General features: G+C 73.8%; 9 protein-coding genes. 8 read left to right on the top strand and 1 reads right to left on the bottom strand.

Translation table 11 applies throughout. From position 1 onward, the window contains the following. The first annotated feature begins 275 nt into the window (after positions 1-275). The 3 genes from BUE43_RS31375 (at position 276) to BUE43_RS31365 (ending at position 4,412) form a co-directional block, all read left to right on the top strand. Positions 276-2,780, top strand: coding sequence for a DEAD/DEAH box helicase (locus tag BUE43_RS31375; RefSeq protein WP_073489979.1), 2,505 nt, complete (start codon positions 276-278; stop codon positions 2,778-2,780). Positions 2,781-2,953: 173 nt separating this feature from the next. After that, positions 2,954-3,520: a hemerythrin domain-containing protein gene (locus BUE43_RS31370; protein ID WP_073489978.1), complete on the top strand. Its 567-nt coding sequence runs from the start codon at positions 2,954-2,956 to the stop codon at positions 3,518-3,520. 331 nt (positions 3,521-3,851) lie between these two features. After that, a complete protein-coding gene (locus tag BUE43_RS31365) occupies positions 3,852-4,412 on the top strand; it encodes a hypothetical protein (protein ID WP_073489977.1) in 561 nt (186 codons plus the stop codon). 121 nt (positions 4,413-4,533) lie between these two features. Here BUE43_RS31365 and BUE43_RS31360 read toward each other — a convergent pair whose 3' ends face one another. Beyond that, a complete protein-coding gene (locus BUE43_RS31360; protein ID WP_073489976.1) occupies positions 4,534-6,192 on the bottom strand; it encodes an AMP-binding protein in 1,659 nt (552 codons plus the stop codon). A 595-nt stretch (positions 6,193-6,787) separates the two neighbouring features. Between BUE43_RS31360 and hemH the strand changes: the two genes are divergently transcribed. From hemH to hemA, 5 genes are all read left to right on the top strand, one after another. Further along, positions 6,788-7,915, top strand: coding sequence for a ferrochelatase (gene hemH, locus BUE43_RS31355; protein WP_073489975.1), 1,128 nt, complete (start codon positions 6,788-6,790; stop codon positions 7,913-7,915). Beyond that, positions 7,912-9,333, top strand: a complete 1,422-nt coding sequence (hemG, locus tag BUE43_RS31350; protein ID WP_083960357.1) for a protoporphyrinogen oxidase — start codon at positions 7,912-7,914, stop codon at positions 9,331-9,333. The genes hemH and hemG overlap by 4 nt, the downstream gene beginning before the upstream one ends. Positions 9,334-9,375: 42 nt before the next feature. Continuing rightward, positions 9,376-10,668 (top strand): IS701 family transposase, encoded by a 1,293-nt coding sequence (locus BUE43_RS31345; protein WP_083960356.1) that lies wholly within the window; start codon positions 9,376-9,378, stop codon positions 10,666-10,668. 16 nt (positions 10,669-10,684) lie between these two features. Continuing rightward, a complete protein-coding gene (locus BUE43_RS31340) occupies positions 10,685-11,203 on the top strand; it encodes a hypothetical protein (RefSeq protein WP_073489972.1) in 519 nt (172 codons plus the stop codon). 347 nt (positions 11,204-11,550) lie between these two features. After that, a complete protein-coding gene (gene hemA / locus BUE43_RS31335; protein ID WP_073489971.1) occupies positions 11,551-12,822 on the top strand; it encodes a glutamyl-tRNA reductase in 1,272 nt (423 codons plus the stop codon). Positions 12,823-12,842: the final 20 nt, after the last annotated feature.

Here is a 12,842-nt window from a genome sequence, read left to right as displayed (position 1 = left end):
CGTTTTCCCGGGCCGCCGGGCGCACCGACCCCGCATTTCCGTACTCCCCTTCCCACCCGCTCGCCCGGAAAACCGCACGACGGCGCCGAACCCCGGAAACAACCCGACGAAGAACGACATCGAGTGTCACTCGCCTGAGGGGAAATGCGCGTGCGGGACGCGGGCGGCACGCGCGCCCGCCCGGCGCTCCCCGTCCCCCACGGTCGCCGTCCCCGCTCGCCCGTCAACCCCCGGGGTGAAGTGGACGAACCTGGTCGGGCACCATCGGTGACGCTATGACGCTCACCGACCAGCTCCCCGCCGCCCCCGACCCCGACGCCCTCTTCGACGCCTTCTCGGCATGGGCGGAGGGCAGGGGCCTCTCGCTCTACCCCGCGCAGCAGGAGGCGCTGATCGAGATCGTCTCGGGGTCCAACGTCATCCTGAGCACGCCGACCGGGTCCGGGAAGAGCATGGTCGCCATCGGCGCGCACTTCACGGCGCTGGCGGACGGGCGCCGCAGCTTCTACACCGCTCCGATCAAGGCCCTCGTGTCGGAGAAGTTCTTCGCGCTGTGCGAGGTCTTCGGCGCGGCCAACGTCGGCATGATGACCGGCGACTCCAGCGTCAACGCCTCGGCGCCGATCATCTGCTGCACGGCCGAGGTGCTGGCCAACATCGCCCTGCGGGACGGGGCGGACGCCGACGTCGGCCAGGTCGTGATGGACGAGTTCCACTTCTACTCCGAGCCCGACCGGGGCTGGGCGTGGCAGGTGCCGCTGCTGGAGCTGCCGAAGGCGCAGTTCCTGCTGATGTCGGCGACGCTCGGTGACACCGCCTTCTTCGAGAAGGACCTGACCCGCCGCACCGGCCGGCCCACCACGCTGGTCAGCTCGGCCGAGCGGCCGGTGCCGCTGTTCTTCTCCTACGTCACCACGCCGATCCACGAGACGCTGGAGGAGCTGCTCGGCACGCACCAGGCCCCGGTCTACGTCGTGCACTTCACGCAGGCGGCGGCGGTGGAGCGGGCGCAGTCGCTGATGAGCATCAACGTGTGCACCCGGGCCGAGAAGGACCGGATCGCCGAGATGATCGGCGGGTTCCGGTTCTCCGCCGGGTTCGGGAAGACGTTGTCGCGGCTCGTCCGGCACGGCATCGGGGTGCACCACGCGGGGATGCTGCCCAAGTACCGCCGACTCGTGGAGCGGCTGGCGCAGGCGGGGCTGCTGAAGATCGTGTGCGGCACCGACACGCTGGGCGTGGGCATCAACGTGCCGATCCGCACCGTGCTGTTCACCGCGCTGAGCAAGTTCGACGGGGTGCGGACGCGGCACCTCAAGGCGCGGGAGTTCCACCAGATCGCCGGGCGGGCGGGCCGGGCCGGCCACGACACGGTGGGCACCGTCGTCGTCCAGGCCCCCGAGCACGTGGTGGAGAACGAGCGGGCGCTGGCCAAGGCCGGCGACGACCCGAAGAAGCGCAGGAAGGTGGTGCGCAAGAAGCCGCCGGAGGGGTTCGTCACCTGGGGGGAGCCCACCTTCGACCGGCTGGTCGCCGCCGAGCCGGAGCCGCTGACGTCCAGCTTCGCGGTCAGCCACCCGATGCTGCTCAACGTCATCAACCGGCCCGGCGACGCGTTCGCGGCGATGCGCCACCTGCTGACCGACAACCACGAGGAGCGGCCCGCCCAGCGGCGGCACATCCGCCGGGCGATCGCGATCTACCGCGCGCTGCTGGCCGCCGGGGTCGTGGAGCGGCTGGAGACCCCGGACGAGCACGGCCGGCGGGTGCGGGTCACCGTGGACCTGCAGTTCGACTTCGCGCTCAACCAGCCGCTGTCGCCGTTCGCGCTGGCCGCGATCGAGCTGCTCGACCCGGCGTCGCCGAGCTACGTGCTCGACGTGGTGTCGGTGATCGAGGCCACGCTGGAGGACCCCCGGCCGGTGCTGTCGGCGCAGCAGTTCAAGGCGCGCGGCGAGGCCGTGGCGCAGATGAAGGCCGACGGCGTCGACTACGACGAGCGCATGGAGCTGCTGGAGTCGGTGACGCACCCCCGGCCGCTGGCCGAGCTGCTGGACGCCGCGTTCGAGACCTACCGGCGGGGCCACCCGTGGGTCGCCGACCACCGGCTCGCGCCCAAGTCGGTCGTCCGCGACATGTACGAGCGGGCGATGACCTTCACCGAGTTCGTCTCCTTCTACGGGCTGGCGCGCTCGGAGGGCCTGGTGCTGCGGTACCTGGCCGACGCCTACAAGGCGCTGCGGCAGACGGTGCCGGACGAGGCCAAGACCGAGGGGCTCAGCGACCTGACCGAGTGGCTGGGCGAGCTGGTCCGGCAGGTCGACTCCAGCCTGCTCGACGAGTGGGAGGCGCTGGTCAACCCGGGCGAGGCCGGCCCGTCGGGCCAGGTCGAGGAGCGCGCGCCGGCCGCCGTGACCGCGAACGCGCGGGCCTTCCGGGTCCTGGTCCGCAACGCGCTGTTCCAGCGGGTCCAGCTCGCGGCGCGGCGGGACCACGCGGCGCTGGGCGAGCTGGACGGCGGGTCCGGCTGGACCGCCGAGCGCTGGGCGCAGGCGCTGGACGACTACTTCGACGAGCACGACGAGATCGGCACCGGGCCGGACGCCAGGGGGCCGGCGCTGCTGGTGATCGAGCAGGAGCCGGACCGGTGGCGGGTCCGGCAGATCTTCGCCGACCCGGCTGGCGACCACGACTGGGGGATCAGCGCCGAGATCGACCTGGCCGCCTCGGACGAGGCCGGCACGGCCGTGGTCGTGGTCACCGGGGTGGACCGGTTCTGAGCGCGGGGTGGCCGGGCCCGCCCCGGCCACCCCGGACTCCCGCGCCCGGCCCGGTCGGTCATGAAGTGACCTCGGTTGGGGTACTCGCCCTGGGGCGGCACCGCCGGGACCGGCGAGGTGCCGGCGCGCCGCGAGGCGTGTGGCGAGGCCGCCCCCGACGCCGAGGAGGAACCGTGACCCAATCCGCGCAGGAAGACCTGTTCTCCGTGCTCATCACCGACCACCGCGAGGTCGAGCGGGCGTTCCGGGACCTGGAGTCCGGCGCGATGAGCGACCCGCAACAGCGGCGGGACATGGCCGACCACGTGATCGCCGAGCTGGTGCGGCACTCGGTGGCCGAGGAGATGTACCTCTACCCGACGGCGCGGAAGAAGCTGCCGGACGGCGACCAGGTCGCGGACCAGGAGATCGCCGAGCACGCCGAGGCCGAGCGGGTCATGAAGGAGCTGGACGGGCTGGAGGCGACCGACCCCCGGTTCGACGAGCTGCTCCGCACGCTGATGCGGGAGATCCGCGACCACATCCGGGGCGAGGAGAACGACCTGTTCCCGCGGCTCCAGGCCGCCTGCACGCAGGACGAGCTGCTCGAACTGGGCCGCAAGGTGACCAGGGCCAAGCAGACGGCGCCCACCCGGCCGCACCCGTCGGCGCCGCACAAGCCGCCGGCCAACAAGCTGCTCGCGCCGGGCGCGGGTCTGGTCGACCGGCTGCGCGACGCGCTCAGCGGCCGCCACACCTGAGGGATCGCGAGCACGGGAGGCCGTGCCGTCGGGACGACGGCGCTCGACGCCGGGGTGACGACAGTCGTCACCCCGGCGTCGTCGTCTGCTCCGCCGGGCGCCCGAGACATCCCAACACGCAGCGTGGCGGATCAGCCACCCGTTCGGGGACCCTACCGACCACGCCGGACACGCGCAGGGAGCCTGCTCACACGTCTTCCCAGGACAACGGGGGGCAGGTACCGTGACACGAGCCGTCGCACCTCCCCGACCGGGTGGCGACGAGTGACTGTCCGTAGTACGTACCCCGCATCGCACCCCGAGTGCCCCGACCGTGGAGTGAGGTTGCCGCATGTCCGACGACCTCTCGCCCGTTGTCGCGGCCGCGGCGCAGTGGCTGGCCCGCGCCTACCCCGCCGTCGGCGGCGTCTTCGCCGCGACCCTGAGCGAGGTGCAGGCCCGGCAGGCCGCCACCGTCGCCGCGTGGTTGCGCTACCCCACCTCGACGGACGCGGCGTTGCTCGACCTGCTCGGCCCTGGCGGCTCCGACCGGCTCGACGGACTGGGCGGCGCGGACCCCGCGGAGCGGCCGCACGAGGACCACGGGTGGCGCACCTGGGTGGACGAGGTCGTCGTGAGCTGGGCCGCCTGCCTGCTCAGCGACCCCGACCTGGCGGCGGCGGCGGTGGCCGCGCTCGCCCATTCCGCGCACGCCCGCGGCTACGAGGGCGGTTTCGCCCGGCTCACCCGGCCGTCGGAGCGGGACGTGGCGGCCGCCGCGCTGCTGCGGCACCCCGACCTGCTCGCCCCGGTCGCCGACCTCCACCGCGCGGAGCTGGTGGCCCTGCTGGAGGCCGGCCCGGACGTGCGCGACGCCCCGGAGCCCGACGCCGACTCCGCCGACGCGGCCTGAGCCCCACCCGCCCCTCCGCGCGCGGCGGCACACGGCGCACGTCTGTCCTCAACGGAGAGCATGTCTGTCCTCTATGGACGTCCACTGAGGACAGACGTCGGGAGGGTTCACGGGTCCCGGGTCACGACGACGCGGTGTCCCCGGCGGTTCCCGCGTCCAGCCCCAGGATCTCGACCGCCCGCTCCCGCATCTCGACCTTGCGGATCTTGCCGGTGACGGTCATCGGGAACTCGTCCACCACGTGGACGTACCGGGGCACCTTGTAGTGCGCCAGCCGCCCCCGGCAGAACTCCCGCAGCCGCTCGGCGGTGAGCGGCTCCGCGCCCGGCCGCAGCCGCACCCAGGCCATCAGCTCCTCGCCGTACCGCGCGTCCGGCACCCCGACCACCTGCGCGTCCAGCACGTCCGGGTGGGTGTACAGGAACTCCTCGATCTCCCGGGGGTAGATGTTCTCCCCGCCCCGGATCACCATGTCCTTGATCCGGCCGGTGATCGTGACGTAGCCGTCCTCGTCCATCACCGCGAGGTCGCCGGTGTGCATCCACCGCGCCGCGTCGATCGCCTCGGCCGTGCGCTCGGGCTCCTCCCAGTAGCCGAGCATCACCGAGTAGCCCCGCGTGCACAGTTCGCCGGGGGTCCCCCTGGGCACGGTCAGACCGGACTCCGGGTCGACGACCTTGACCTCGACGTGCGGGTGCACGCGGCCCACGGTGGCGACCCGCCGGTGCAGCGAGTCGTCGACCCGGGTCTGGGTGGACACCGGCGAGGTCTCGGTCATGCCGTAGCAGATGGTCACCTCGCGCATGCCCATGCGGTCGATGACCTGCTTCATGACCTCCTGCGGGCAGGGCGAGCCCGCCATGACGCCGGTGCGCAGCGAGGACAGGTCGTAGCGGTCGAAGTCGGGGTCGTTGAGCTCGGCGATGAACATCGTCGGCACGCCGTAGAGCACGGTGCACCGCTCGTCGTGGACGGCCCGCAGGGTCGCGGCCGCCTCGAACGCCGGGGCGGGGATCACCACGCACGCGCCGTGCGAGGTGGCGCCGAGGTTGCCCATGACCATGCCGAAGCAGTGGTAGAAGGGCACCGGGAGGCAGACGCGGTCCTCGTGGGTCCACCGCTGGAGCTCGGCGACGAAGAAGCCGTTGTTCAGGATGTTGTGGTGCGACAGCGTGGCGCCCTTGGGGAAGCCGGTGGTGCCCGAGGTGTACTGGATGTTGATCGGGTCGTCCGGGGAGAGCTGGGCCAGCCGCTGGCGCACCGCGTCGGCCGGCACCTCGGCCCCGCCCGCCACCAGCTCGTCCCACGAGGCGTCGCCGACGTACACGACGCGGTCCAGCGCGGGGCAGTCCGGCCGGACCTGGTCGATCATCGCCCGGTAGTCGGAGGTCTTGAAGCTGGTGGCCGACACCAGCAGCCGCACGCCGGACTGGTTGAGGACGTAGGCCAGCTCGTGCGCGCGGTAGGCGGGGTTGACGTTCACCAGGATCGCGCCGACCTTGGCCGTCGCGTACTGGAGCAGCAGCCACTCCGCGCAGTTGGGCGACCAGATACCCACCCGGTCGCCCTTGGCGACGCCGGCGGCGAGCAGGCCGGCCGCCACCGCGTCGACGTCCCGGTTCAGCTCCGCGTAGGTCCAGCGGCGTCCGGTGGCGCGCTCCACGAGGGCCGGTCGGTCGGCGTGCGTCGCGACCGTGCGCTCCAGGTTCCCGCCGACGGTCTCCCCGAGCAGCGGGGTCGTGGCGGTTCCCGAAGCGTAGGACGGCGCGCTCGCGGCCATCGTGCCTCCTGCGGTTGTTGACCGATCACCGGACGGTGGGGATGGACCGTATGGCGCAGTGTGACCCGCGTCAACACCTCGCCGGTCGCGGGTGATCCGCGGCCGGCGCGAGCCCGGCCGCGGTCGGCCACGGCCCGCGCGAACGGCGGCGACGACGATGTCCTGTCCACTCTAGACGGTGCGGGCCCCCGATAAACGATCACGCGTCGTCTCGCGCCCCGCTGCGCTTTTCGTCCGGCACGCGGACGTCGTAGGGAAAACCGCCATTCGGTTTTCCGCGCCGCGTTCCGGACACAGGGCAGGCGACGCTCGGCATTCTCCGGCGAAACCGCCGTCGGCGACGGAATCGGACGTCACCGGGTGCGCACCGACCAGGCGAGGACCGGCGGCGGGCGGCCGATTCCGGGGTTCGGCGACCAGACAACCGCAGTTAGCGGATGACACTCGTGTGAGGGCCCGCTTATCGTCCGACCGGAGCCTGATCATCAACGCAATGCGATACGACGATCAGTGCCCTTGGTCGACTGGGGAGTTCGACGACGAGCCGCCGCCGGCGCCGCCGACGTCGCGTGCCCGCCGTCGGGAGGGGACCGGTATGAGCGCATCACGTCCGACCGGCGTCGTCCTGCTCAACATGGGTGGCCCCGAGGAACTCGACGAGGTCGGGCCGTTCCTGGAACGGGTGCTCGGCGACCCGGAACTGGTGCGGCTGCCGTTCCAGCGCCACACCGCGCGGCTGTTCGCGCGACTGCGGGCGAAGTCGGCGCGCCGGCGCTACGCGGCCATCGGCGGGGGCTCGCCGATGCGCCGGTGGACCGAGGCCCAGGCCGAGGCGCTGGCCCGCCGGCTGGACGAGGTCTCGCCGGCCACGGCCCCGCACCGCTGCTACCCGTGCTTCCGCTACAGCGCGCCGACGAGCACGGAGGTGCTGCGCGCGATGCGGGACGACGGCGTGCGTCGGGCGGTGGCCTTCAGCCAGTACCCGCAGTACTCCTGCACTTCCACCGGGTCGAGCCTGCACGACCTGTGGCGCGCCGCGCGCGAGCTGGGGCTGGCCGAGGAGTTCGACTGGACGGTGATCGACCGCTTCCCCACGCACGGCGGCTACGTCCGGGCGTTGGCCGGCAAGATCGCCGAGGGGCTGGCCGAGTACCCGGCCGACCGGCGGGACGACGTGGTGCTCCTGTTCAGCGCGCACTCGTTGCCGCGCAAGGTGATCGACAACGGCGACCCCTACCTGCAGGAGGTCACCGCCACCGTCCGGGAGACCCTGCGGGAGCTGGACGTGCCCAACCGGCACGTCCTGGCGTTCCAGGACGCCTCGGCCGCGTGGCAGGGGCCGGACGCGGCGACCGTGCTCCGGGCGCTGGCCGCACAGGGGCACCGGGACGTGCTCGTGGTGGGGGTCGCGTTCACCAGCGACCACCTCGACACGTTGTGGGAGCTGGACATCGAGCTCGCCGAGGCGGCGCGCGCCGCCGGCGTGACCGGGTTCCGCAGGGCGCCCGCCCTCAACGACGACCCGGCCTTCGTGGCCGCGCTCGCCGACATCGTGGTGGCGCACCTGGAGTCCGGCGAGCGGTGTTCGCGGCAGTTCGCGCTGCGCTGCGTCGCCTGCGTCGATCCGGACTGCCGCACGGTTCCCGGGGCGGGAGCGCCGTCGACCGCGCCGGTGCCGTCGCCGGCGCCGGTCACCCGGACCGAGCCGGAGCGAGTCCAATGAGGACAGAGGTGTCGTCGCCGCTGCCCCAGCGGGTCGAGACGGTCGTGGTCGGTGGCGGGATCTCCGGGCTGACGGTCGCGCACGAGCTGGTGCGGCGCGACCCCACCCGCTCCGTGCTGGTGCTGGAGAAGGAACCGCGGATCGGGGGGATCGTCGGCAGCCGCGACGTGTCCGGCTACCGCGTCGACACCGGGCCGCACGGCTTCGTCCACGGCGAGACCGGGGTGCGCACCCTGGTCGACCACCTCGGGTTGGGCGAGGAGCTGTTGCCGGCGACCGAGGAGGCCGAGGAGATCCTCGTCCTGCGCGAGGGTCGGCTCGCGCCGGTTCCCACGACGGTGCGCGGGTTCCTCACCAATCCCCTGTTGTCGCCGATGGCCAAGCTCCGCGTGCTCGGCGACCTCGTCGTGCCGCCCCGGTCGACCGAGGAGACGGTGTTCGACTTCTGCGTCCGCCGGTTCGGGGTGTCGGTGGCGCGCGCGTTCGCGGTGCCGGCGGTGCGGGGCGTCACGGGCGGCGACGCGCGGTCCCTGAGCATCGACGCGAAGTTCCCCTCCGTGCGGGCGTTGGAGAAGCGGTACCGCAGTGTGCTGGTCGGCGCGACGTGGGAGTACTGGAAGTACCGGCGGGCCGCGCTGCGGCGCGGGGGGAATCTCCCCAGCGTGCGCGAGTTCGGCATGCGGCTGCACACCTTCCGCGGCCACGGGATGCAACGGATCATCGACGCGCTGGGCGCCGACCTGGGCGAGCGCGTCCGACTCGGCCGGACCGCGGAGCGGCTGGACCGGGTGGACGGGCGGACCTGGCGGATCGCCCTCGCCGACGGGCAGGCGGTCGACGCCCGCCAGGTCGTCCTGGCGTTGCCCACCGCGGCCACGGCGGACCTGATCGAGCCGCACCTGCCGGAGGCGGCGACCACGCTGGCCGGAGTGCACCACCCCGACGTTCGGGTGATCGCGCTCGGCTACCGCCGCCGCGACCTGCCGGCCGACCCGCGCGGCATCGGTTTCCTCGCCTCGCCGGGCGACGGCGCCAGCATCCTCGGCACCATCCACACCTCGACCATCTTCCCCGAGCAGGCGCCGGCGGACCGGGTGCTGATCCGCACGCTGGCCGGCGGCAGCTCGTCGCCCGGCTTCGCGGCGCTGTCCACGGCGGAGGCCGCCGCCGTGATCCACCGCGAGCTGGCCCGGGTGTTCCGGATCGGCGGCGAGCCGGTCTTCACCTTCGACCACGTCTGGCGGCGCGCGATCCCCGAGTACCACGTCGGCTACCGGGAGCAGGCCGACCGGGTGCTCGCCGACGTGGCGGCGACGCCGGGGCTGCACGTCGCCGGCAACGCCTACCGCGGGGTGGGGGTCAACGACTGCGTCCGCCTGGCGTTGGCGGTGGCGGGCTCCGCGCTGGCCGAGCCCTGACCCGCGCACGAGATCAGCATCGAACATGGGGGGTTGTTGCTGATGACCGGTGGGGACCTGAGATCCCTTCTGTCCACAGTGGAGGCGGCGCACGCGCGCATCGCGCCGCGGTTCCTGCGGGCCGAGCCCCGGCGCCGCGCGTTGCGGTACCTGTGCGGGCTGGCCCTGTCGAACGGGCCGAGGGGCGGCCGTCGGCTGGTGATGCGGGGCGGGGAGGAGCAGCCCGACGGCATGCAGCGGCTGCTCACCTCGGCGCAGTGGGACTCCGAGGTCGTCCGGGACGACCTGCAGGACATGGTGGCCGAGCACCTCGGCGACCCGGGCGGGGTGCTGGTCGTTGGCGAGCGCCACTTCCGCAAGAACGGGGTCCGGTCGGCTGGCGTGCACGAGCGGTACGACCGGCTGACCGGCCGCGTGACGAACGGCCAGCTCGGGGTGTTCCTGCTCTACGTCTCCCCCCGGGGGAGCGCGATCGTGGACCGCGAGCTGTACCTGCCGCCGGTGTGGCTGGCCGACCCGAGGCGACGGCGGGACGCCGGGCTCGGCGACGAGGTGCGGTTCCGCGAGGTCGGTGAGCTGGCGGCGTTGATGGCCGCCCGGACCAGGGTGCCGGCGGCCTGGCTGGTGGCGGGCCGGCCCTACGGCGCGAGCGGGTCGCTGCACACCGCCTTGCAGCGCAGGGGAATCCCGCACGTGCTGGAGGTGGACCCGGCGGAGGTCCTGCCGTTCCTGGTGGACAACCGGGTCGTCGCGCAGTCCGTCGACGCGGTGCTCGGGCGGTCGGGGCACGCCGGGCACGGCCCGCGCGGAGCGGACGAGCCGGCCCGGCCCCGGCGGTGGAACACCGTGCGGTGGGCTCGGTTCCCGTTGGCACCAGCGGCACACCACGGCTTCTGCCGGTGGCTGGTGGTGGCGGAGCCGATGTCGCCGGGGCTGGTCCGACGCTGCCACGTGGCATGCGGCCCCACCGGAACCCCGCTCAACGAGCTGGCGCGGGCCGTCGAGACCGCCGAGCGGGCGCCGGACTGCCTCGCGGCGGCGTGTGTCCACGCCGGACTGGACAACTACGAGGCGCGGCAACGCACGGCGTGGTACCGACACGTGACGTTGTCCGCGATCGCGCACTCCTGCCTGGAAATCGCACGAGCCGACGCTGACCCCGCCCGCGCGGAGTCGAGCCCTGGCCGGACGGCAGCAGTCGTCATGGGCGCTGTGGGAGCCATCCCGCGCGGAGCCGGCCACCGAACGCGAACGGCACGCGGGACCAGCTTCCCGCGGCGGTGGGAGCCGGCCGACTGGATGAGCGCGCGACCGGTGGGAGGACGCGTTGGCTGAGGACACCCCGGATCCCGTGCCGACGGCCATCCGGCACGCGACCGAACGGTTGAGGCGGTACCACCGACTCCGGGCACTGCACGGCGCGAGCCACGCCCGCGAGCTGATGGTGCGGGAGGAGACGGCCAACCAGGCGGCCACCCTCGGGCCACTGCTCGGCGCGGACACGTTGGCCACGGGGTTCGCCCGCGCCGTGCCGATCCTGGCCTCCCTCGGGCTGGTCGTCGACTTCGTCGACGTCTCGACCGGCGACGAAGACGCCGCGCTGGAGCTGATGATCACCTGCACCTGCCTGCGCGCCGCCGAGGAACTCGGCGCGGCGGAACGCGAACCGGTGTTGTGCGACGTCGAGCTGGCCGCCGCGTGCCGGGCACTGCCCGTGCTCTCAGCACAGGTTCTGGCGCGCCAGACCGACGGGCGGCCATGTTGCGTCTTCCGCTACGCACGCCGGCGCGACGCCAATCCCGGTGTAGCGAGTGATCCCGCCGTCGACGGCACCCACAGCGATCAGGGGCGGGGCGACCATGACGAATGACGTGTCACCTCTGGTGCGGAGCGTCGAGCTCACCACGATCACGGCGATCCACGGCGCGGGAGATCGCCGCAGTGGTCGGCGAGCCATGACTGTCCGATGTGGACGTTCGGGGCGACTGGCCGGCCGGGCACGGCTGGCGGGTCCGCCCGGCCGGTCCACGTGCGATCGCCCTGTCCTGGGGCCGGCGCCGACCGTTCGCGGCCGGCGCGGACGGGTCTCTCCGCACCTTGCTCACGCGCGGTGCGCGGGCGGCGGAGGGCTCGGGGGAGCGCTGACCGCCGCCCGACCGAGGTCGGTGGCGGCCGCTCGTCGGCACGCGGTGTCACACGAAGGACGTTGATCTCCTCATGTCGATCGTCGAGATTGGACTGAGCCACCGTCGCTGCGACGGGGCCCTCCTCGGCGGGGCGGCGGTGGCCGCCGACGACCTCGCCGAGGTCCTGCGGCGCCTGCGGGGGCACCCCGCCGTCCTGGAGGCGCTGGTGCTGTCCACCTGCAACCGGGTGGAGGTCTACCTGGTGGCCGACGACGTCGTCGCGGCCACCCGGCACGCCACCGACCTGTTCGCCCTGCGGACCGGCGGGGCGCGCGAACTCGCCGAAGCGCTGGACGTCCGCGACGAGGCCGGGGCCACGCGGCACCTGTTCGCGGTGGCCTGCGGCCTGGACTCGGTCGCCGTGGGCGAGGACCAGATCGTGGCCCAGATCCGGACCGCGCTGCGCGCCGCGCGCGAGGCCGGCGCGCTCGGCCCCACACTGGGCGCGCTCGTGGACGCGGCCCTACGGACCAGCCGGCGCGCCAGAACCCGGACCGGGGTCGGCGCGGCCGGCCGCACCATCGTCCACATGGGACTCGACGCGGCGCGCGCCGAGCTCGGCGGGCTCGCCGGGCGGACGGCGGTGCTGCTGGGCGCCGGCGCCACCGCCACGCTCGCGGCCCGGCTGCTGCGCGCCGACGGCGCCGGCGACCTGTGGATCGCCAACCGGACCGAGGAGGCCGCCCGGCGGCTCGCCGCCCAGGTGCGCGGCCGGCCGGTGCCCGCCGGCGAGCTCGTGCCCGCGCTGGCCCGCGCCGACCTGGTGGTCGCGGCGACCGGCGCGCCGCACGCGGTGGTGGGCCGGCGGGAGCTGGCGCGGGCCAGGGAGTTGGCCGGCCCGCGCCCGGTCGTGGTGCTCGACCTGGCCGTGCCGCACGACGTGGCTCCCGAGTGCCGGGAGCTGCCGGGGGTGACCCTGCTCGACATCGCCGCCCTGGCCAGGACCGCGACCGGCGCCGAGTGCGCCACCGAGGTGGACCGGGCGTGGGCCGTCGTCGTGGCGGGGGCCGAGGAGTTCCTCGCCCGGCGCGGCGCGGCGGCGGCGACCCCGGTGATCGTGGCCCTGCGGTCGCTGGCCCAGGGCGTCGTCGACGACGAGCTGCGCCGCCTGCGGGCCCGGCTGCCCCACCTCGACGACCGCGAGCGCACCGAGACCGCGACCGCCGTGCGGCGGGTCGTGGGGAAGCTGCTGCACAAACCCATGACGCGGGCGAAAGAGCTGTCGACGTCCCCGCACGGGCACGTCTACGTCGAGGCGCTGTCCCGCCTGTTCGACCTCAACACCGAGGAGATGATCGCGTGACCGGCGACGTCGGGTCCCTG

Origin of the sequence: Streptoalloteichus hindustanus, from assembly GCF_900129375.1 — a bacterium.
Lineage (GTDB): Bacteria > Actinomycetota > Actinomycetes > Mycobacteriales > Pseudonocardiaceae > Streptoalloteichus > Streptoalloteichus hindustanus.
This window is presented reverse-complemented; position numbering and strand designations above follow the sequence as displayed.